At 73.2% G+C, this 19,476-nt stretch carries 19 protein-coding genes; 4 read left to right on the top strand and 15 right to left on the bottom strand.

All coding sequences use genetic code 11. The annotated features are described in order from the left end of the window. Window positions 1–37: 37 nt before the first annotated feature. Window positions 38–706, bottom strand: a complete 669-nt coding sequence (locus ACZ7L0_RS23580; RefSeq protein ID WP_471244495.1) for a response regulator transcription factor — start codon at window positions 704–706, stop codon at window positions 38–40. Between the two features lie 14 nt (window positions 707–720). After that, on the bottom strand, window positions 721–1,872 hold the full coding sequence (locus ACZ7L0_RS23575) for a sensor histidine kinase (protein WP_471244494.1): 1,152 nt from the start codon (window positions 1,870–1,872) through the stop codon (window positions 721–723). A gap of 108 nt (window positions 1,873–1,980) precedes the next feature. Here ACZ7L0_RS23575 and ACZ7L0_RS23570 point away from each other — a divergent pair, with 108 nt between their 5' ends. Genes ACZ7L0_RS23570 through ACZ7L0_RS23560 form a run of 3 tightly spaced genes read left to right on the top strand, consistent with a single transcriptional unit; the run spans window position 1,981 to window position 4,105 of the window. After that, complete coding sequence (locus tag ACZ7L0_RS23570; protein ID WP_471244493.1) at window positions 1,981–2,901, top strand: ATP-binding cassette domain-containing protein; 921 nt, start codon at window positions 1,981–1,983, stop codon at window positions 2,899–2,901. 2 nt (window positions 2,902–2,903) lie between these two features. Beyond that, on the top strand, window positions 2,904–3,620 hold the full coding sequence (locus ACZ7L0_RS23565; protein ID WP_471244492.1) for an ABC transporter permease: 717 nt from the start codon (window positions 2,904–2,906) through the stop codon (window positions 3,618–3,620). Window positions 3,621–3,661: 41 nt separating this feature from the next. Beyond that, window positions 3,662–4,105: a hypothetical protein gene (locus ACZ7L0_RS23560; protein ID WP_471244491.1), complete on the top strand. Its 444-nt coding sequence runs from the start codon at window positions 3,662–3,664 to the stop codon at window positions 4,103–4,105. Between the two features lie 8 nt (window positions 4,106–4,113). Here ACZ7L0_RS23560 and mug read toward each other — a convergent pair whose 3' ends face one another. The 12 genes from mug to ACZ7L0_RS23500 all read right to left on the bottom strand — a co-directional run bounded on the left by mug (window position 4,114) and on the right by ACZ7L0_RS23500 (window position 16,406). Then, window positions 4,114–4,659 (bottom strand): G/U mismatch-specific DNA glycosylase, encoded by a 546-nt coding sequence (mug, locus tag ACZ7L0_RS23555; RefSeq protein ID WP_471244603.1) that lies wholly within the window; start codon window positions 4,657–4,659, stop codon window positions 4,114–4,116. Beyond that, on the bottom strand, window positions 4,656–6,098 hold the full coding sequence (gene purB, locus ACZ7L0_RS23550; protein ID WP_471244490.1) for an adenylosuccinate lyase: 1,443 nt from the start codon (window positions 6,096–6,098) through the stop codon (window positions 4,656–4,658). Before purB ends, mug begins: the two co-directional genes overlap by 4 nt. An 85-nt stretch (window positions 6,099–6,183) precedes the next feature. Next, window positions 6,184–6,462 carry a hypothetical protein gene (locus ACZ7L0_RS23545; protein WP_471244489.1) on the bottom strand — a complete coding sequence of 93 codons (279 nt, stop codon included), beginning with the start codon at window positions 6,460–6,462 and terminating at the stop codon, window positions 6,184–6,186. Between the two features lie 111 nt (window positions 6,463–6,573). Then, the gene (locus ACZ7L0_RS23540) at window positions 6,574–7,368 is read right to left on the bottom strand and encodes an SGNH/GDSL hydrolase family protein (protein WP_471244488.1); all 795 of its coding nucleotides are present in this window, start codon (window positions 7,366–7,368) and stop codon (window positions 6,574–6,576) included. A gap of 72 nt (window positions 7,369–7,440) precedes the next feature. Then, entirely contained in the window at window positions 7,441–8,454 is a 1,014-nt protein-coding gene (locus ACZ7L0_RS23535; protein ID WP_471244487.1) for a hemolysin family protein, read from the bottom strand. Continuing rightward, window positions 8,451–9,803, bottom strand: coding sequence for a hemolysin family protein (locus tag ACZ7L0_RS23530; protein WP_471244486.1), 1,353 nt, complete (start codon window positions 9,801–9,803; stop codon window positions 8,451–8,453). The genes ACZ7L0_RS23535 and ACZ7L0_RS23530 overlap by 4 nt, the downstream gene beginning before the upstream one ends. 157 nt (window positions 9,804–9,960) lie before the next feature. Beyond that, window positions 9,961–10,389 (bottom strand): GNAT family N-acetyltransferase, encoded by a 429-nt coding sequence (locus ACZ7L0_RS23525; RefSeq protein WP_471244485.1) that lies wholly within the window; start codon window positions 10,387–10,389, stop codon window positions 9,961–9,963. A gap of 60 nt (window positions 10,390–10,449) precedes the next feature. Continuing rightward, complete coding sequence (locus tag ACZ7L0_RS23520) at window positions 10,450–11,337, bottom strand: LLM class F420-dependent oxidoreductase (protein WP_471244484.1); 888 nt, start codon at window positions 11,335–11,337, stop codon at window positions 10,450–10,452. A gap of 45 nt (window positions 11,338–11,382) precedes the next feature. Continuing rightward, the gene (locus tag ACZ7L0_RS23515) at window positions 11,383–13,947 is read right to left on the bottom strand and encodes an ABC transporter permease (protein ID WP_471244483.1); all 2,565 of its coding nucleotides are present in this window, start codon (window positions 13,945–13,947) and stop codon (window positions 11,383–11,385) included. 4 nt (window positions 13,948–13,951) lie between these two features. Further along, entirely contained in the window at window positions 13,952–14,764 is an 813-nt protein-coding gene (locus ACZ7L0_RS23510) for an ABC transporter ATP-binding protein (RefSeq protein ID WP_471244482.1), read from the bottom strand. Window positions 14,765–14,945: 181 nt separating this feature from the next. Continuing rightward, window positions 14,946–15,629, bottom strand: coding sequence for a class I SAM-dependent methyltransferase (locus ACZ7L0_RS23505; RefSeq protein ID WP_471244481.1), 684 nt, complete (start codon window positions 15,627–15,629; stop codon window positions 14,946–14,948). 90 nt (window positions 15,630–15,719) lie between these two features. After that, window positions 15,720–16,406 carry an esterase/lipase family protein gene (locus ACZ7L0_RS23500; protein ID WP_471244480.1) on the bottom strand — a complete coding sequence of 229 codons (687 nt, stop codon included), beginning with the start codon at window positions 16,404–16,406 and terminating at the stop codon, window positions 15,720–15,722. Window positions 16,407–16,521: 115 nt separating this feature from the next. On the opposite strand from ACZ7L0_RS23500, the gene ACZ7L0_RS23495 reads away from it, so the two are divergent. Continuing rightward, complete coding sequence (locus ACZ7L0_RS23495) at window positions 16,522–18,750, top strand: LuxR C-terminal-related transcriptional regulator (RefSeq protein ID WP_471244479.1); 2,229 nt, start codon at window positions 16,522–16,524, stop codon at window positions 18,748–18,750. Window positions 18,751–18,759: 9 nt separating this feature from the next. Here ACZ7L0_RS23495 and bioD read toward each other — a convergent pair whose 3' ends face one another. Next, window positions 18,760–19,476 (bottom strand): dethiobiotin synthase, encoded by a 717-nt coding sequence (bioD, locus tag ACZ7L0_RS23490; RefSeq protein ID WP_471244478.1) that lies wholly within the window; start codon window positions 19,474–19,476, stop codon window positions 18,760–18,762.

Below are 19,476 nucleotides of genomic sequence, written 5' to 3'. Positions count from 1 at the left end.
GAGTGCCGGGCACCCACGATCCGGCGGATCCACCGGATCAGCCGGGGGCCACGAACCCCGACTCGTAGGCGGCGATCACCGCCTGGGTACGGTCCCGCGCGCCGAGCTTCGCCAGGACGGCGCTGACGTGCGACTTGACGGTCTCCGTCCCGACCACCAGCAGTCCGGCGATCTCCGCGTTCGACAGCCCACGGGTCATCAGCCGCAGCACCTCCGCCTCCCGTTCGGTCAGCCGGGCCCGCTCCAGCGCGGCCCGCGCCGCACGGTCGCCGCCGTCGCCGTCCCCGCCGTACCGCGCGGCGAGCTGCCGCACGGAGGCGGGGAACAGCAGCGACTCGCCCTCCGCGACCAGCCGTACGGCGTGCACGATCTCGGCGGGACGGGCCCGCTTCAGCAGGAAGCCGGCGGCGCCCGCGCGCAGCGCCTCGTACACGTACTCGTCGTTCTCGAAAGTGGTCACCACGAGGATCTTCGGCGGCCCGTCGACGCTGCGCAGCACCGCGCGCGTGGCCTCGATGCCGTCCAGCAGAGGCATCCGTACGTCCATGGCGACCACGTCCGGCCGCAGCTGCCGGACCAGCGGGATCACCGCGGCCCCGTCCGCCGCCTCGCCGACGACCTCGATATCGGGCTGGGCCTCCAGCACGGCCCGCAGACCCGCGCGGACCAGGGGTTCGTCGTCGACGAGGAGAACGGTGACCGGCATCCGGCCAGCGTAGATCAGCGCACCGGCAGCTCTGCGTGCACCTGCCAGTCCCCCTGGTCCGGCCCGGTGCGCGCGCGGCCCCCGAGCAGGGCCGCGCGCTCGCGTATCCCGCGCAGACCGCTGCCCCGGCCGGGACCGGGCACCTCGGCGGTGAGCGGATTGCGGACCTCCAGCCCCAGCGTGCCGTCGGCGACCCGCACACGGACCTGGACGGGAACGCCTCCCGCGTGCCGGAGCACGTTGGTCAGCGCCTCCTGGAGGATGCGGTAGCCCTCGCGGGACACCGGACCCGGCACGGTCTCCAGAGGGCCGGTGACCTCCGCGTCGACCTCCGCACCGGCGGCACGCGCCGACTCCAGGAGCCGGTCGGCGTCGGCCAGCGTGGGCCTGCCGCTCACCGGCCGCCGCGTTTCGCGCAGGACGCCGAGCACCCGCTCCAGGTCCTCCAGCGCGGCCCGCCCGGTCTCCTCGATGGCGCCCAGCGCCCGGTCGGTGAACTCCGCGTCGCCCGCCGCCCGCGCCGCGCCCGCCTGCACCACCGCCACGGTCAGCGCGTGCCCGATGGAGTCGTGCAGCTCCCGGGCGATGCGGGTGCGCTCCAGGAGCTGTTCGGCGCGCTCCTCCAGGGCGGCGAGGCGCTCGGCCGCGGACGGACCGAGGAGGCGGCGCGCGACGGCGGTGACCAGCTCGCCGAGGCCCACGACGGCCGCGCCCAGCACGGCGAGCGGGACCGGGATCAGCAACGCGTACGCCGCATGGGGCTGCGAGACGTACACAAAGGCAAGGTCCGCGGGATGCCCGAGCGCGAGGCGGACGAGTTCGTAGGTGCACGCGGTGGACCAGACGCAGGCGAACACGGCCGCCACGCTCAGCGCCATGCGCACCTCTAGCCACAGCACGGTGCGCAGCCGGTCCCGCCACGTCGCCGACGGGTTCAGGGAGATCTCCGAATCCTGCTCACCGGGCGCCAGCAGCAACTGCGCCTGCACCCCTTCACCCCGCCGCACCGCCGGGATGAGCCCGACCGGGATCAGCACGAGCGCCGGAACCCACGGTGTCGAAGGGTCGATGAACAGCCACAGGCTCACCACGAGCATCGGCACCCACAGATGCAGCAGGCGTGTGTACGTCGTCCCCCGCAGCAGCGGGCGCAGGAAGCGGGCCATGCGGACATCGTCGCAGGCGGCACCGACACCGCTCCTCCCCCGAGCGGGGGAGACACTCCCCGCCGGCGGGGGAGGACGCCAACCCCCTTGAAGACCGACGGTATTGCCATGACCAGCATCGACGTACGAGACCTCACCAAGGAGTACGGCACCCGGCGGGCCGTGGACCACCTCACCTTCAGCGTCCGGTCGGGCCGCGTCACCGGCTTCCTCGGCCCCAACGGCGCCGGGAAGTCCACCACCCTGCGGCTCGTCCTCGGCCTGGACCGGCCGACCTTTGGCAGCGCCACGATCGGCGGGCGGGCCTACGCCACACTCCACGAACCCCTGCGCCACGTGGGCGCGTTGCTCGACGCCCAGGCGGCGCACGGCTCCCGCACCGGGCGCGACCACCTACGCGCCCTCGCGGCGAGCAACCGCATCTCCCCGCGCCGGGTCGACGAGGTCCTTGAGGAGTCCGGCCTCGCGCCGGCGGCCCGGCGCCGGGTGCGGACGTACTCCCTGGGCATGCGCCAGCGGCTCGGCATCGCCGCCGCGCTCCTCGGCGACCCCGGGACGGTGCTGCTCGACGAGCCCTCCAACGGGCTCGACCCCGAAGGCATCATCTGGATCCGTGAGTTGCTGCGCCGGCTGGCGGCGGAAGGGCGCACGGTCCTGGTCTCCAGCCATCTCATGAACGAGACCGCCTCCTTCGCCGACCACCTCGTCGTCCTCGGGCGCGGGCGCCTGCTGGCCGACACCCCGGTCCGGGACTTCATTCACGCGCGCGTGCGGCCTCGCGTACGCGTCCGTACGACGGACGGAGCGGCACTCGGGGGTCTGCTCGACCGCCACGGGTACGACGCCTCCCGCACCGAGGACGGGGCGTGGAACGTGCGGCACGCGCGCGTGGAGGACATCGGCCGTCTGGTGTCCGAAGCGGGCGTTCCCGTCCTCGAACTCACCCAGGAGGAGGCCACCTTGGAAGAGGCCTACCTCGATCTGACCTCCGCCGAAGCCGAGTTCACCGCACAGCGCCAGGAGGCCTGACCATGTCCTTCGCACCCGCACTCCACGCCGAGTGGATCAAGATCCGTACGCTGCGGTCGCTCGTCTGCAGCCTGTGCGCGGTCCTGCTCGCCACCGCCGCCTTCTCCGCGCTGGCCTCGGCCGGCGACGGTGAGTCCGACCAGCTCTTCTCGGTGTTCTTCGGCGTGAGCTTCGGTCAGATCGCCGCGATCGCCTTCGGCACGACGGCCGTCTCGTCCGAGTTCCAGGGCGGTGGGCTGCGGCTGGCCCTCGCCGCGGTACCCGACCGCCGGCGGTGGTTCGCGGCCAAGGTGACGGCGATCGGCGTCCCCGTGCTGGCCGTGGGACTGCTCACCGGACTGGTGTCCCTGGTGGTGGGCAGGGCCGCACTCGGGGCGGGGGAGTCCCGGCCGACCTGGGCCGAGGGCCTGCGCGGCGCCGTGGCCTGCGGTGCCTACCTCACGCTGATGGCCCTGTTCGCGGCGGGACTGACGGCCGTGCTGCGCAGCGGAGTCGCCACCCTGAGCACCCTGATCCCGTTCCTCCTGATCGTGTCCTTCGTGATCGGCGACGTGGCCGGCGGCGTCGCCGACTTCCTGCCCGACCGGGCGGGCCAGGTCGCGCTCCACAGCGCCTGGGACGGCATCCTGGGCCCGTGGTCCGGGCTCGCGGTGACCGCGCTGTGGACGGCGGCGGCGCTCCTCGGCGGGGCGTGGAGCGTGACCCGGCGGGACGCCTGACCCCCCGCCAATTGTCAGTGGCGCCCGCTTTACTGGTGCACATGGACATCGCGCGGTACCTCGCCCTCGTCGACCTGCTGTGCGCCCGGGAGTTCCCCGCGGCGTACGGCAGGACGGAGCACGGCGAGAGCGGGCCCGGGTACCACATAGCCGCATTACAGACCAGCGGCGACTTCTGGGAGGACGACGGCACGGAGCGGGAGGAGACCGAGACACAGTACGAGCTCGACCGGGACGGCCTGGCGGAGCGCCTGACGGCACGGTGGGGGCCGCCGTACGCGTTCAGCCTGTTCAGCATCGCCCCGCGGAGCATGGAGGGCGAGGACGTCGAGGAGCCGTGGGCGACCCTGGGGTCGCACGTCCCCGACGTGCTGCTGTGGAAGTCGCCCGAGTCGGGCCGGTGGGTCGCCCTCGGCGTCTCCCAGTGGGACAGGGAACTGCCGTACCAGCTCCTCGCGGTGGTCACGGACACCGACCCCCCATGACCTGAGCGTCAGGCCTGCGCCGCCTCCCGCAGCCGCGCGAACTCCTGCGCCATCGTCGCCGCCGTCCAGTGGGCGTTCAGGCCGCTGGGGTTGGGCAGCACCCACACCCGCGCGTCCCCGATCGTCCGCTCCTGCGGACCGACCCGGGCGGTGCGGTCGCCGAACGCGGCCCGGTAGGCGGTCACCCCGACCACGGCCAGCCACCTCGGCCGCAGCCGCGTCACCTTGGCCGCCAGCAGCCGCCCGCCCTCGACGTACTCCGCGCCGGTCAGCTCGTCGGCCCGCGCCGTGGCCCGCGCCACGACGTTCGTGATGCCCAGCCCGTAGGACAGCAACTCGCCCTGCTCCGAGGGCTTCAGGAGCCTGGGCGTGAACCCCGACAGATGCAGCACCGGCCAGAAGCGGTTGCCCGGCCGGGCGAAGTGATGGCCGGTGGCCGCCGTCATCAGCCCGGGATTGATACCGCAGAACAGGACGTGGAGACCGTCCGCGACCACGTCCGGTACGAGACGGTCGCGGGCGGCCTCCAGTTCCGCCGGGGTGAAACGGGTCAGAGGATCGCCCCCGGCGTGTAACCCGCGGCCTCCGGGTGCCGCTTGACGAGCTCCTCGATCCGGCCGACGACCACGCCGACCTGGTCGGCCGCCGCGCCGGTGAAGGACAGCTTGTCCGCCATCAGCCGCTCCAGCTGCGCCCGGTCGAGCGGGAGGCGCTCGTCGGCGGCGAGCTTGTCCAGCAGGTCGTTGCGCTCGGCGCCCTGCTCGCGCATCGCCAGCGCCGTCGCCACCGCGTTCTCCTTGATCGCCTCGTGGCCGACCTCCCGGCCGACGCCCGCACGCACCGCACCCATCAGCACCTTGGTCGTGGCGAGGAACGGCAGGTAGCGGTCCAGCTCACGGGCGATCACCGCGGGGAACGCGCCGAACTCGTCGAGGACCGTCAGGAAGGTCTCCAGCAGGCCGTCCAGCGCGAAGAACGCGTCCGGCAGCGCGACCCGGCGCACCACCGAGCAGGACACGTCGCCCTCGTTCCACTGGTCGCCCGCCAGCTCGCCGGTCATCGACGCGTAGCCGCGCAGGATGACCATCAGGCCGTTGACGCGCTCGCAGGAGCGGGTGTTCATCTTGTGCGGCATGGCGGAGGAGCCGACCTGGCCGGGCTTGAAGCCCTCGGTCACCAGCTCGTGCCCGGCCATCAGCCGGATCGTCTTCGCCAGCGAGGACGGCGCGGCGGCCAGCTGCACCAGCGCGGTCACGACCTCGTAGTCCAGCGAGCGCGGGTAGACCTGGCCGACCGAGGTGAAGGCCTGTGCGAAGCCCAGGTGACCGGCGATCCGCCGCTCCAGCTCGGCGAGCTTGCCGGCGTCCCCGCCCAGCAGGTCCAGCATGTCCTGCGCGGTGCCCACCGGGCCCTTGATGCCGCGCAGCGGGTAACGGCCGAGCAGCTCCTCGACCCGGCCGTACGCCACGAGCAGCTCGTCGGCCGCGGTCGCGAAGCGCTTGCCGAGGGTGGTGGCCTGCGCGGCCACGTTGTGGGAGCGGCCGGCCATGACCAGCTCGCCGTACTCGGCGGCCAGCTTGGCCAGCCGGGCCAGGACGGCCACCGTGCGGTCGCGCACCAGCTCCAGCGAGAGCCGGATCTGCAGCTGCTCGACGTTCTCCGTCAGGTCGCGCGAGGTCATGCCCTTGTGCACGTGCTCGTGCCCGGCGAGGTCGTTGAACTCCTCGATCCGCGCCTTCACGTCGTGCCGCGTGACCTTCTCGCGCTCGGCGATCGAGGCGAGGTCGACCTGGTCGAGGACGCGCTCGTAGTCGGCGATCGCCGCGTCGGGCACCTCGATCCCGAGGTCCTTCTGGGCCCGCAGCACGGCGAGCCAGAGCTGCCGCTCCAGCTTCACCTTCTGCTCGGGCGACCAGAGCGTGGCGAGCTCGGTGGAGGCGTAGCGTCCGGCGAGGACGTTCGGGATGCGGGGCTTGGCGGGCGCTGAAGTCACGTGTCGGGAGTTTACCCGGCGCCCGAGCGCCCCCGGGGCGTGCGCCCACCCCTTGGTCCAGAGGCGGGCGCCGGCCCGTGGGTGGTCAGCCGACCTTCTGCCGCTCGCGGAACTCGTGGACGTTGGCGGCGGTGAGGGTGCCGTCGTTCTGCTCGTAGTGGGAGAGGGCGAGACCGAGGCCGAAGAAGGTGGGTGCCCACTCGCCGACGAAGAGGCCCCAGCGGTCGGCTCGGGCCAGGCCGGTTCCCGGTTCCATCTTCAGGCTGCCGGCCCAGGCGGCGATGCTCAGGCCGATGGAGGCCATGCCGGCGAGGTAGGCGTGTTCGCTGCGGACGCCCATTTCGTGCATCTGCTTGATGATCATTCGATGGGTCTCCGTTCTGTGGGGGGTCAGCTTTCGGAGTCCCCCCGACCGGACGACCTTATTCATATGTATTCACATGTTTTGTGGCGCTATGTCCGATTGTCGGCGGTGCTACGCCGTCGGGTCCTCGTAAGGCAGCAGCTCCGGCCGCTTCGGCGGGAGGCCGTCGCCGGAGGAGCGGCCGGTCAGGCGGCGGCCTATCCAGGGCAGCAGATACTGCCGGGCGAACCGTACGTCCGCGACCCGCCGGTCGACCCACCCCGGCGGCAGGCTCGCCGCCATCGGGGTCCGCCACTCCGGGTCCTCCGCCTCATGGCCGAGCGCCTGCCAGACCGCCTCCGCGACCCTGCGGTGACCCTCGGCGGTCAGGTGCAGCCGGTCCACGTCCCACAGCCGGGGGTCGGCCAGCGAGGGCGCCCCGTACAGGTCGACCACCAGCGCGCCGTGCCGAGCGGCGAGCTCGTCGACACAGGCGAACAGCTCCTCCATGCGCGGCCGGAACCGTTCCAGGACCGGGCCCTGCCGACCGGGGCTGCGCATCAGCACCAGCTGCTTGCACGACGGTGCCAGCCGTTCCACGGCCTCGGTGAGCAGATCCCGTACCCGCACCATGTCGCACTTGGGCCGCAGTGTGTCGTTGAGCCCGCCGACCAGCGTGATGACGTCGGACTGCATCGCGGCCGCCACCGGTACCTGCTCCGCGACGATCTGGCCGATCAGCTTGCCGCGCACCGCGAGGTTGGCGTACCGGAAACCGGGGGTGCGGGCGGCCATCCGCGCGGCGAGGACGTCGGCCCAGCCCCGGTAGGAGCCGTCGGGCAGCAGGTCCGACATGCCCTCGGTGAAGGAGTCTCCGACGGCGACGAGGCTGGTGTGGGCGGGAGGGGGCGTGGGATTCATGTGCATGGCGACAGAGATGGTATCCCGGCTCCATACCCACTGGTCGGTCGCCCTCGGCCCCGCCGTCGGCCGGAGTCCTCACGCGCGCTGGCCGAAGAGCTCCCGCAGGACGTCCTCCATCGTCACCAGCCCGGCGAGCCGGCCATCGGCGTCGAGGACGGCGGCCAGGTGCGTACGGCTGCGCCGCATCGCGGTGAGCACGTCGTCGAGCGGGGTGTCCGCGCGCACCCGGGGGATGAGCCGCATGTCCTGCGGCCGGAAGGGCGTGTCACTCGGTGAGGCGTCCAGCGCGTCCTTGATGTGGAGGTAGCCGACGATCCGGCGGCTCTCGTCCACCACCGGGAAGCGCGAGAAGCCGGACTGGGCCGAGAGCCGCTCCAGCTGCTCGGGGGTGACGCCTACACGCGCGTACACCACGCGCTCCAGCGGGACCACGACGTCCCGCACGGGTCGGCTGCCCAGTTCCAGCGCGTCGTGCAGCCGCTCCTGCGCGCGGTCGTCGATCAGGCCGGCCTCGCCGGCGTCCTTGACTATCTCGGCCAGTTCGGCGTCCGAGAAGGTCGCCGCGACCTCGTCCCGGGCCTCGACCCTGAGCAGTTTCAGCAGCGCGTTCGCGAAGGCGTTCACCGTGAAGATCACCGGGCGCAGCCCCTTGGACAGCGCGACCAGGGGCGGGCCGAGCAGCAGCGCGCTGTGCACCGGTTCGGCGAGGGAGATGTTCTTCGGCACCATCTCACCGAGCAGCATGTGCAGATATGTGGCCAGGGCCAGCGCGATCACGAAGGAGATGGCGTGACCCGCGCTCGTGGACACGCCCACCGCGTGGAACACCGGCTCCAGCAGGTGCGCGATCGCCGGTTCGGCGACCACACCGAGGACCAGGGTGCACAGCGTGATGCCGAGCTGCGCCGCGGCCAGCAGCGCGGACACGTGCTCCAGACCCCACAGCACGCTCTTCGCGCGCCGGTCGCCCGCGTCCGCGTGCGGCTCGATCTGGCTGCGGCGCACGGAGATGAGCGCGAACTCGGAGCCCACGAAGAAGGCGTTGACGACGAGCGTCGCCAGGCCGATCAGCAACTGAACGGCGGTCACCGCGTCCCCTCCCTCTGTTCCCTGTGATCGTCCAGGTGTTCATCGTCGAGCGGCGCGTGCAGCAGCACCCGGGCGGCCCGGTGCCCCGAGGCGTCCACCACGTCGAGGCGCCATCCGGCGACCTCGGCGCTGTCCCCCTGCTCGGGTATCCGCCCCAGCCGCGTCGCCACGAGCCCGGCCAGCGTCTCGTACGGCCCCTCCGGCGGCCTCAGGCCCAGGCGCGCGAGCTGGTCGATGCGGGCCGAACCGTCCGCCGAGTACAGGGCGCGGCCCTCCTCGTCGGCCCCGGCCGGGGCGAGGTCGGGCGTCTCGTGCGGGTCGTGCTCGTCCCGCACCTCGCCGACGACCTCCTCGACGATGTCCTCCAGGGTGACCACGCCGGCCGTACCCCCGTACTCGTCGATGACGACGGCCATCGTGCGCTTGCCGGAGAGCCGGTCGAGGAGCCGGTCGACGGTGAGCGACTCGGGGACCAGCAGCGGCTCGCGCATCGTCTGCGCGACCGAGCGGTGAGGCCGCTGCTCGGCGGGCACCGCCAGGACGTCCTTGATGTGGGCGGTCCCGACGACCGAGTCGAGGCTGTCGCGGTAGACCGGGAAGCGGGACAGTCCGGTCGCCCGGGTCGCGTTCGCCACGTCCGCGCAGGTGGCCTGGACGTCGAGTGCGATGACCTGGACGCGGGGTGTCATCACGTTCTCCGCGGTGAGGTCGGCGAGGTTCAGGGTGCGGACGAACAGCTCGGCGGTGTCCGCTTCCAGGGCGCCCGCCCTGGCGGAGTGCCTTGCCAGCGCCGCCAGCTCCTGCGGTCCGCGCGCGGAGGCCAGCTCCTCGGCGGGCTCCACGCCCAGGCGCCGTACGACGCGGTTCGCCGTGTTGTTGAGGTGGGTGATGAAGGGACGGAACGCGGCGCTGAACCAGCGCTGCGCGTTGCCGACCCGTTTCGCCATGGCCAGCGGCGAGGAGATCGCCCAGTTCTTGGGCACCAGCTCACCGACCACCATCAGGAACACCGTGGACAGGGCCGTGCCGAGCACCAGCGCGACCGAGCCGGCGGCGGACCGCGAGATGCCCAGTGCCTGGAGCGGACCGGCGAGCAGCTTGGCGACGGACGGCTCGGCGAGCATGCCGACCACCAGGTTGGTGACCGTGATGCCGAGTTGCGCCCCCGAGAGCTGGAACGTCAGATTCCGTACGGCTTTCAGGGCGCCCGCGGCACCGCGCTCACCGCGCTGGGCGGCCCGCTCCAGCTCGCCCCGCTCGACCGTGGTCAGCGAGAACTCGGCGGCGACGAAGGCGCCACAGGCGAGCGAGAGCAGGACCGCCACCAGCAGGAGGAGCACTTCGGTCATCGGGTCACCTCCTTCCCATGGTCGGACAGGGCAGGAAGCGGCGCGCGATGTCGCCGACCGGGAGGCTCGCCCATGGGCGGACGCTCACAACCTTTCATGGAGGACCGAGTGATCCTCCAATGGTAAAGGATGGGCAAAGAAGTCCGGTGGGGTGAGATCAGCCGGCGGTGAGCGGCTTCACCCAGCGCCGCCAGCGCTCCTGCGGCGCGTACCCGGCCGCCCGCCAGGCGTGCTGCGCGGTCTCGTTGCGCACCAGCACCATCGCGTCCCCGCGCCGCCCGCCCAGCCGCACGAACCGCTCCTCGGCGGCGGCCAGCAGCGCCGAGCCGACGCCCTGCCGCCGCCGCTCGGGGTGCACCGCCAGCCGGTACAGATGGCAGCGCCAGCCGTCGAATCCGGCGATCACCGTGCCGACGAGGTCCCCGTCCTCCTCGGCCAGGATCAGCGCGTCGGGGTCACGGGTCACCAGCCGTTCGACGCCGTCCCGGTCGTCGCTGATGCTGGTGCCCTCGGCGGCCGTACTCCAGAAGGCCAGCACGGGGTCGAGGTCGTCGGGTACGGCGGGGCGGATACGCAGGTCAGTCATTTGATCACCACATCACGCGACTCGACGCGGTCCCGGGAATTCCAGCATGCGGACGGCCGCTCACTCGCCGCGCAACTCCTCGATCACCGGCGCGAAGGCCTCCATGTACGGCTCCAGGACGGTCAGGTACGAGAACCCGTACCGCTCCCGCTGCGCCCTGATCCGCGCGACGATCCCGTCCAGGGTGCCGACCAGCACGATGGGCAGCGCCAGCGCCTGGTCCGCGGTCAGCTGCGGCTGGTTGTCCAGCAGCGGCTTGACCGCCGCCTCGGGGTCGTCGGTGACGGCCACGAGCTGCACCAGCAGGTTCAGCTCGGCGGGCTCCGCGCGGTCCGCCGCGAGCCGCCGGTAGCGGGCCACCCTTTCGTCGAGCTCCTCGGGCGTGATCGGCGCTATCTTGCCCTCCGTACTCCCGGCGACCGGCCGGGCGGCCGTGAACGCGGCGATGTCGGCCCGCTCGGCGGTCAGCCGCAGCATCCGGTCGCCGTTGGCCCCGATCAGCAGCGGCACCCGGGACTGTGCGGGCCGGGGCTGGTGCTCCGGCGAACCGAGCAGCCGCTCCAGCTCCGCCACCGTGTGCGCGAGATGGTCCACCCGCTCGCCGGGCGAACCGTAGGGCAGCCCGGCCGTGTCGTGCTCCGCCTGTACGTATCCGGTGCCCAGCCCCAGTTCGAGACGGCCGCCGGTGAGCGCGTCCGTGGTCGCCACCTCGCGGGCCAGCAGCGCCGGGTTCCAGAAGCCGGCGTTGAGCACGAACGTGCCCAGCCGCGGACGTTCGGTGGCCTCGGCGGCGGCGACCAGCGCCGGGAAGGGCGCGACCATGCCGAGGTGATCGGGGACGAGGATCACGTCGTACCCGAGCTCCTCGGCACGGCGGCACTTGGCGCGCCACTCCCCGGCGGGAGCGGGAGTGAGCAGGTTGACTCCGAAACGGAACGGGCGCGGCATGAACTCTCCTCGTTGACGGGCGACTTGAGCCTCGCCGCGATTCCATCACTCGTGCGCGATGGCCGCCAGCACATTCATGCGAGATGCACGCAGCGCCGGCAGCAGGGCCGCCACCACGCCCACCACCGCCGAGCCGATCACCACCGCGACGATCGTGCCCCAGGGAATCGCCAGCGCGGTCATGCCCTGCAGGGCCAGCACCTGCTGCGTGCACACGCCCCACACCAGGCCCAGGGCGAGCCCCAGGACCGCGCCGAACACCGCGATCACCACCGACTCCAGCCGGATCATCCGGCGCAACTGGCGCCGGGCCAGCCCGATCGCGCGCAGCAGACCGATCTCCCGGGTGCGCTCCACCACCGACAGGGCGAGCGTGTTGACCACGCCCAGCACCGCGATGACGATCGCCAGCCCGAGCAGCGCGTACACGAGGTAGAGCAGCACCGCGATCTGGTCGTGGACCAGCTTCTTGTAGTCGGCCTGGTCGCGGACCTGCACCTGCGGATACGGCTTCAGCGTCCGCTCCAGACGCGAGCGCAGCTGATCGCCGCTCGTGCCGGGGGCCTTGTTCACGTACAGCGCCGCGTCCTGGCCGTCGGGCACGTACTTCTCCGCCGTGGCGATGCCGAAGAACAGCCCGCCCTGCATACCGAATCCCGAGTTGCCCTGGTCGGTGAGGGCGCCCACGGTCATCTCGGTGGTCCGGCCGCCCGGGAACTCCACCGGGAGCGAGCTGCCCAGGCGCACATGGTGGTCCTCGGCGAAGTCCACGTCCATGCCGAGGTGGCCGTCCGCCAGCGCCGCCGCGCTGTCGCCGCCCGTGTACGTGACATGGGCGACGTCGTCCACCCGCGGGTCGTACCCGGCGGCGGTCGTCTTCACCCGCTTGCCGTCCGGCAGCCGTACCGCCACGGGCGCGAACCGCTGCCGGACGACGAGACCCACGCCCTCGGTGGCCCGCACCTTGTCGGTGATCTCCTTGGTGAAGGGCAGGAAGTTGCCGTTCTGGACGGTGAAGTCGGCGCCGAGCGTCTTGTCGATCTGCTGGTCGAACGACCGGGACATGGAGGCGCTGGCCACCGACATGCCGCCGACCAGGGCCAGGCCCACCATCAGGGCGGCGGCGGTGGCGCCGGTGCGGCGGGGGTTGCGCAGGGCGTTGCGCTGGCTCATCCGGCCGATCGAGCCGAACAGCGCGGGGAAGGCCGCGCCCAGGACCCGGATCACCGGCCGGACCAGCAGTGGACCGGCGATGACGGTGGCGAGCAGGGTCAGTACGACACCGAGGCCCAGCAGGGAGGCGGCCGAGGCGGTCTTCGTCGCCGCCGCGCAGCCCGCCAGCGCGGCAACGCCGGCCGCCCCGACGACGCCGCCGACGATCGCGCGCGTCTTCAGCGGCCGTCCCACCCCGGCGATGTCGGCGTCCGCGAGCGCCGCCATCGGCGAGACGCCCGCCGCGCGCCGGGCGGGCAGGTACGCCGCCACGAAGGTGACGCCGACACCCACGACGTACGCCGAGACGGGCGTCGGCCAGCCGATGACCATCTCGGTGGCCTTGAGGTTCATGCCGAAGGCCGACATCAGCTTGATCAGCCCGAGGGCGAGCCCTATCCCGGCCGCCAGGCCCAGCGTCGAGCCGACCAGGCCGAGCAGCACCGCCTCGGTGAGCACGGACCGCCGCACCTGCCGCCGGTCGGCGCCCAGCGCCCGCAGCAGGCCGAGTTCGCGGGTGCGCTGGGCGATCAGCATGGAGAAGGTGTTGACGATCAGGAAGACGCCGACCAGGACGGCGATCCCGGCGAAGCCGAGCATCACGTACTTGATCACGTCGAGGAAGCCGCCGAGGTCGGCGGCGGCCGACTCGGCCTGCTCGTCGGCGGTCTTCAGGTCGTAGGGGCCGGCACCGATCGCCTGGCCGACACGGCTCTTCAGCCGGGCGTCGCTGACGCCCTCGGCCGCGTCCACGGAGATGCTGGTGGCCCGGTCGGCGGAGCCGAGCAGCTCGCGGGCGGCGACCGCGGGGTCGAGGAAGACCAGGGCGGCGCCCGGGTTGGTGGTGGTGAAGGTGGCGATGCCGACGACCTTCACCCGGAACGTACCCGGCGCCGCCTGCACGCTCAGCGTGTCGCCGATCCGTACGTGCTTCTTGTCGGCGGTGTCCGCGTCCAGCAGTGCCTCGCCCGCGCCGTGCGGGGCGTGACCCGAGGTCAGCTTCACCGGGCTGCGGTGGGTGAGGTACCAGTCGGTGGCGATGGTCGGGGCGCCGGTGGTCGGGCCCACCGACTTGTTCCGGCTGTCGACCACCACGATGTTCTGCACGGACACGTCCGCGTGGGTCGCCGCGACCCCCTCGACCTTCGCGACCCGCTCCGCGAGCGCCGCGGGCACGGTCTGGACCGCGCCGGTGGGCACGGAGGACTTGAGGTCCTGCTTCGGCTCCACCGTCACATCGGCGGAGGTGGAGGCGAAGAGCCGGTCGAAGGTGCGGGTGACCGTGTCGGAGAAGATCAGGCTGCCCGCGACGAACGCCACGGACAGGACGACGGCCAGCGCGGACAGCAGCAGCCGTCCCTTGTGGGCGAGGAAGCTTCTCAGCGTCGCCTTGAGCACCGGGTCAGTCCTCCTCGGCGGAGCCGTCGCGGTCGAGCCCGCCCCGGGTGACGTCGAAACGCTTCATCCGCTCCAGCACCGCCTCCGCCGTCGGCCGCTCCATCTGGTCGACTATCCGCCCGTCGGCGAGGAAGAGCACCAGGTCGGAGTGGGCGGCGGCGCCGGGGTCGTGGGTCACCATGACGACGGTCTGCCCGAGGTCGTCGACGGCGTCGCGCAGAAAGCCGAGGACCTCCAGACCGGCCCGCGAGTCCAGGTTGCCGGTCGGCTCGTCGGCGAATATCAGCTCGGGGCGGGAGGCCAGCGCCCGGGCACAGGCCACGCGCTGCTGCTGCCCGCCGGACAGCTGCGCGGGCCGGTGCCTCAGCCGCCCCCGCAGTCCGAGGGTGTCGATGACCTGGTCCAGCCACTTCTCGTCGGGCTTCTTGCCCGCGATGTCCATCGGCAGGGTGATGTTCTCGGCCGCGTTCAGCGTCGGGATGAGGTTGAACGACTGGAACATGAAGCCGATCCGGTCCCGCCGCAGCCGGGTCAGCTCGCGCTCCCGCAGCCCCGTGATCTCGGTGTCGCCGAGCCACACCTGACCGGCCGACACCGTGTCGAGCCCCGCCAGGCAGTGCATCAGCGTGGACTTCCCGGAGCCCGAGGGCCCCATGACCGCGGTGAACCGGCCGCGCGCGACGTCCACGTCCACCGAGTCCAGGGCGACCACCGCGGTCTCGCCCGAGCCGTACGCCTTGGTCAGCCCCCGGGCACGGGCCGCGATCCCGTCGCCCGGTGCCCGGCCGGGCGGGTGCTCCGCAGCAGGTGTGGACAAGGCCGCCTCCTCGCTCGCCTCGACGTGCTGACTCCTCGTCCGGCGAGCGTAGTGTGACGGGTGGCACAGCCGGTATCCCCCCTGCGACCGAGCGAGTCTCCGCCTCAGGTCGTGTCCCTGATACCGGTGTAGGGGGCACTCTCCACCTACGGGAGGAGGGGCAGGCCCTGTGGGCGGCCGATCACCCGCCCTCGGTCCGCCAGGCCGTGCCCAGTACGCAGTACGAGGTGGGCAGCCTCGGCCCCTTCTCCGGCACCGGCACCTCGCGGTACGGGCCCAGCTCGAACCCGGCCTCCCGCAGCGCCGCGACCGGCTCGCGGGACAGGTGGCAGCCGCCGTTCAGCGCCGGCCACACGGTCCGGTCCAGGGCACGCTGGGTGAGGGTCATCGCCCGGCCGCCGCCCCGGCCGTGCTCGAAGAACCGCACCTCGCCGCCGGGCCGCAGCACCCGCCGCACCTCGCCCAGCACGCGCGGCACGTCCCGGACGCTGCACAGCACCAGCGACAGCACCGCCGCGTCGAAGGCCTCGCTCTTCACCGGCAGCGCCTCCGCCGCGCCCGGCACCACGTCCACCGGCACCTCCGCGCGCACGGCGGCCCGCACCGCCAGCCGCCTGAGCAGCCGCTCCGGCTCGATCGCCACCACCTCCGAGACCGCCCCCGGATAGTGCGCGAAGTTCAGGCCGTTGCCCGCGCCGATCTCGATCACCCGCCCGGACAGCCCGGCGAGCAGCCGGGCCCGCACCCCGGCCAGCCCGAACCTGGTCTCGGCGCTCGCGCTGACCCGGGCGTAGTAGCGCGCGAAGACCGGGTGGTGGACGGGATCCCGCGCCATCGTGCCGGAGCCGGTGGATCGTAGCCGCATGGCGACCTCCCGGAGTGGACGGGCCTACGGGGATTGTCCCCCGCGGCGGCCCGTCGCACCCCCCCGTGTCTTCGCGCGGTCCACGCCGAGCTACGCGATGAAGTCGCGCACCTGCTCGTACACGCCGTGGTCGTTGTTCGTGTCGGTGTGCGAGACGCAGCCGACGTCGACGTTGGTCGCACCGCTCAGCAGGGCCGAGGAGTCCGGGTTGATCGCCTCGTCGCAGTCCGACCAGTAGCTGGCGTACGACACACCGCCGGGTGTCTCGTCACCGGAGTTGAGCGCGGTCAGGAACGAACTCCCCGTCTGCATCTCCTTGCAGGAGGTGTACAGCCACCCGCACAGGGAGGCGATGGAGGTGCCGTGGTTCACCCCGGCGACCGAGACGAAGTCGTCGACGTACGACGTCCCGCCGAGGTTCTTGAGGTAGTACCGGCCGTTCAGCGCGCCCATGGAGTGGACGACGAGGTCGACCTTCGAAGCGCCGGTCCTGGCCAGCACGCTCTTGACCTCGGTGGCCAGTTGCTGGGCGGTGGTGGCGTTCGGCTGCGCCCAGTCGTAGGACCACGCGAACAACTCCGAGGAGGAGTAGCCGTCGGCCTCGAAGTCGGCGACCCAGTCGTCCCAGCTGCTCGACGAACTGCTGAGGCCGTGCACGAACACGACCGGGTTGTGGCTCGCCGCGTGGGCCGGGGCCGCGGCGAGGGGGAGGGACAGAAGGAACGATGCGGTCATCGCCGAGACCGCCGTGGCGACGCGACGCTTGTGGCGCTGCATGAAGCCTCCTGGAACGGGTGGGGTTGCCAGGAGTGTCGGGAAGGGTCTACGCGCGCCGCATCGGCGAAGTCGCCAGTCTTTACGAGTCAACTAACCCGCCAGTAACGTCGATGGTGTGGTGACGCCGGTGAACCCCCCACCTCTGGACCGCACTTCGCCACCTCCGCCCGAGGCGGGTCCCGCTGTGTCCGCGGGCGTCCGTGCCCGGCTGCCGCATGTCGCCTACGGCGATCCGCGCGCCGCCGCCGAACTCCTCGGGCGCCTGACCGCACGTCAGGCGGCGGGCCTCGACCCGCTGCCCACGCGGCCCGCCGCCATCGCCCCCGTGCTGCTGCGCGCCCACCGCCGGGAGATCCGCGCCCTGCCGGACGACACCCGGCTGCTCCTGCTCCTCGCCGCGGCGGACCGGCATCCCGTCGCCACGCACGCCTTCCTGCGCGCGGTCGCCGCGGCCCGCCTCGACACCCGCCCCCTGGAGGCCGCCGAGGCGGCGGGCGTCGCCCACGCCACGGCCGACGGGGTCGAGTTCCGGGACCCCTGGACCATGATCGCCGCGTACGAGACCGCCTCCCCGGCGGACCGGCGCGAGGCGCATCGGCTGCTGGCCCGGGTGCTGAGCGGCAAGGGCGAGGCGCCCCGCCGCTCCTGGCACCGGGCCGCGGGCGCCCTCGGCCCCAGCGCGCGCCTCGCGGCGGAACTGCGCACCTCCGCCGACCGGGCCCGCGCCGCCGGTGACACGGCCCTGGCCGGCGCCCTCGCCGAACGCGCCGCAGCCCTCTGCACCGACCCGGGCACCCGGAACCCGCTCCTGACCCGGGCCGCCACCGACGCCTGGCGCACCGGCGCCCCCGACCGCGCCCGCGAACTCGCCGCCCGCACCGACGACCCCGTCCTGAACGGCCTCCTCGCCCTCCGTACCGGCAATGCCGCGGAGGCCTTCGACGCCCTGCTCATGGGGGCGGTGCGGTTGGGGGAAGGAGGGAATCCGGGGCGGGGCGTCCGCGCGGCGGCCCCGCGCGGTGGGCCGGGGGAGGGCGTCGAGTTGGTGGCGCTGGCCGTGGAGGCCGCGGTGTACACCGGGGATCTGCGCCGGTGCCGGGAGGCGTATCTGGTGGCCCACTGGCTGGGCGTGCCGCCGCCCGGTGTGCTCGGTGGGCTGGCGGCGGCGGTGGAGGGACGCTACGAGGACGCCCGTGACCTGCTCAAGCGGACGGCCGGGCGGTGCGGGCCCGGCGGTGACCCCACTTCGCTGATCCACGCGGGCATCGCCGCCCTGATGCTCGGCGACCACACCCGCGCCGCCACCGCCACCGTCCGGGCGGCCACCTCGGCCCGGGCCGGGGGCACCCTCGTGACCGCCGCGCAGGCGATGGAGTTCCGGGTCTACGCCGACTTCTGGACGGGTCGTACCCATGCCGCCGAGGCCGCCGCACGGGACGCGCTGGAGCAGGCGCACGCCACCGGGCAGGACAACGGCGCCTGCCATCTGCGCGCCGCGCTGGCCATGTTCGCGGCGGTGACCGGCGACGAGGAGGCCTGCCGGGAGCACGCCCGCGCCGCCCGCTCCCACGCCCTCGCACGCGGCCTGGGTCTGCCCGCGGCTCTCGCGCAGTGGGCGCTCGCCTTCCTCGACCTCGCCGGCGGCCGCTACCCCGCCGCCGCGGCCCGGCTGCGCGCCCTCGCCGGCTTCGGCCCCGGCCACGGCCACCGCGCGATCCGGCACCTGGCCACCCCGCACTACGTGGAGGCCGCCGTCCGCACCGGCGACACCCGGGTGGCGCGCGCCGCCCACGCCGACTACCAGCGCTGGGCGAGCGCCGTAGGCAGCCCCGACGACCTGGCGCTCAGCGCCCGCTGCCGCGCCCTGCTCGCCCCCGGCGCCGAGGCCGTGGACCACTACCGCACCGCCCTCGACCTGCACGCCCGCGGCACCCGCGACTACGAACGCGCCCGCACCGAGCTGCTGTTCGGAAGCGCGCTGCGCCGACTGCGCCGCCGTACCGAGGCCCGCGACCGGCTGCACAGCGCCCTGGAGGCGTTCGAGTCCTTCGGCGCCCCGCACTGCGCGGCCAGGGCACGGACCGAACTCCGTGCCCTGGGTACGCCGGCGACCACCGCGTCGACCGCTTCGGCGGACCCGGCCACCCGGCTGACGGCCCAGCAGCTGATGATCGCCCGCATGGCCGCCGAGGGCGCCACCAACCGCGAGATCGCCGACCGCCTGGCCCTCAGCCCCCGCACCATCGACCACCATCTGCGCGGCGTCTTCACCCGGTTGGACATCCGCTCGCGGATCGAGCTGGTACGGCTGCTGGCGGACGCCGAACCACCGGGCAGCGCATGAGGGGCGGGCTCAGGGCGCGTTGCGCACCCGGAACGCCTCCGCGTCCCACGTCCCGGCCAGTCGCGGCGCCAGCCACCCCGGCGCGAGCTCCCGGAAGTCGGCGGGCAGCAGCGCACCGGCCCCGGCGGGCAGCGCGCCCAGCAGCGGGGCGCCGGCCACCTCCGGCAGGTCCGCGAGGTTGCAGCGGCAGGCCAGGTCCGGGTCGTCGGGCCAGCTGCCGATCACCACGCCAAGCAACTCGGTCTCCCGGACGCGCAGTTCCCGCGCCGTCAGCTCCGTCGTGTTCAGCGTGCCCAGACCGGCCGCGGCGACCAGCAGCACCGGCGCGTTCAGCAGCCGGGCCGCGTCCGCCAGCGTCCCGCCCGCCGCGTCGAACCGCACGAGCAGCCCGCCCGCCCCCTCGACCAGCACCAGTTCGTGCTCGGTGGCCAGCTTGGCGGCGGCCTCGGCCACCTCGTGCGGATGCACCGGTGCCATGCCCGCCCGCCGAGCCGCCGTCCCCGGCGCCAACGGCTCGGGATAGCGGGCCAGTTCGGACGTCGCCTCGACTCCGGCGAGCCGCGCGACCTCGTCGGCGTCCCCGCGCTCGTCGGGCCGTACGCCCGTCTGCGCGGCCTTCAGGACGGCCACCGACCGCCCGGCCGCCACCGCGGCTGCGGCGACGGCGGCGGTCGTGACCGTCTTGCCGACCTCCGTGCCCGTCCCCGTGATCACCAGTACCGGCAT

This window comes from Streptomyces sp. NPDC039424, from assembly GCF_055639495.1.
Note: the sequence above shows the minus strand (reverse complement) of the source record. Positions and strands in the feature narration are given on the sequence as shown.

Coding starts and splice junctions, on each gene's coding strand:
- ACZ7L0_RS23575 (WP_471244494.1), bottom strand. CDS start 1,872: ATGGCCCGCTTCCTGCGCCCGCTGCTGCGGGGGACGACGTACACACGC.
- ACZ7L0_RS23540 (WP_471244488.1), bottom strand. CDS start 7,368: ATGCACATGAATCCCACGCCCCCTCCCGCCCACACCAGCCTCGTCGCC.
- bioD (WP_471244478.1), bottom strand. CDS start 19,476: ATGCCGGTACTGGTGATCACGGGGACGGGCACGGAGGTCGGCAAGACG.
- ACZ7L0_RS23560 (WP_471244491.1), top strand. CDS start 3,662: ATGGACATCGCGCGGTACCTCGCCCTCGTCGACCTGCTGTGCGCCCGG.
- ACZ7L0_RS23545 (WP_471244489.1), bottom strand. CDS start 6,462: ATGATCATCAAGCAGATGCACGAAATGGGCGTCCGCAGCGAACACGCC.
- ACZ7L0_RS23565 (WP_471244492.1), top strand. CDS start 2,904: ATGTCCTTCGCACCCGCACTCCACGCCGAGTGGATCAAGATCCGTACG.
- ACZ7L0_RS23525 (WP_471244485.1), bottom strand. CDS start 10,389: ATGACTGACCTGCGTATCCGCCCCGCCGTACCCGACGACCTCGACCCC.
- ACZ7L0_RS23500 (WP_471244480.1), bottom strand. CDS start 16,406: ATGCAGCGCCACAAGCGTCGCGTCGCCACGGCGGTCTCGGCGATGACC.
- ACZ7L0_RS23520 (WP_471244484.1), bottom strand. CDS start 11,337: ATGCCGCGCCCGTTCCGTTTCGGAGTCAACCTGCTCACTCCCGCTCCC.
- ACZ7L0_RS23505 (WP_471244481.1), bottom strand. CDS start 15,629: ATGCGGCTACGATCCACCGGCTCCGGCACGATGGCGCGGGATCCCGTC.
- ACZ7L0_RS23570 (WP_471244493.1), top strand. CDS start 1,981: ATGACCAGCATCGACGTACGAGACCTCACCAAGGAGTACGGCACCCGG.
- ACZ7L0_RS23530 (WP_471244486.1), bottom strand. CDS start 9,803: ATGACCGAAGTGCTCCTCCTGCTGGTGGCGGTCCTGCTCTCGCTCGCC.
- ACZ7L0_RS23580 (WP_471244495.1), bottom strand. CDS start 706: ATGCCGGTCACCGTTCTCCTCGTCGACGACGAACCCCTGGTCCGCGCG.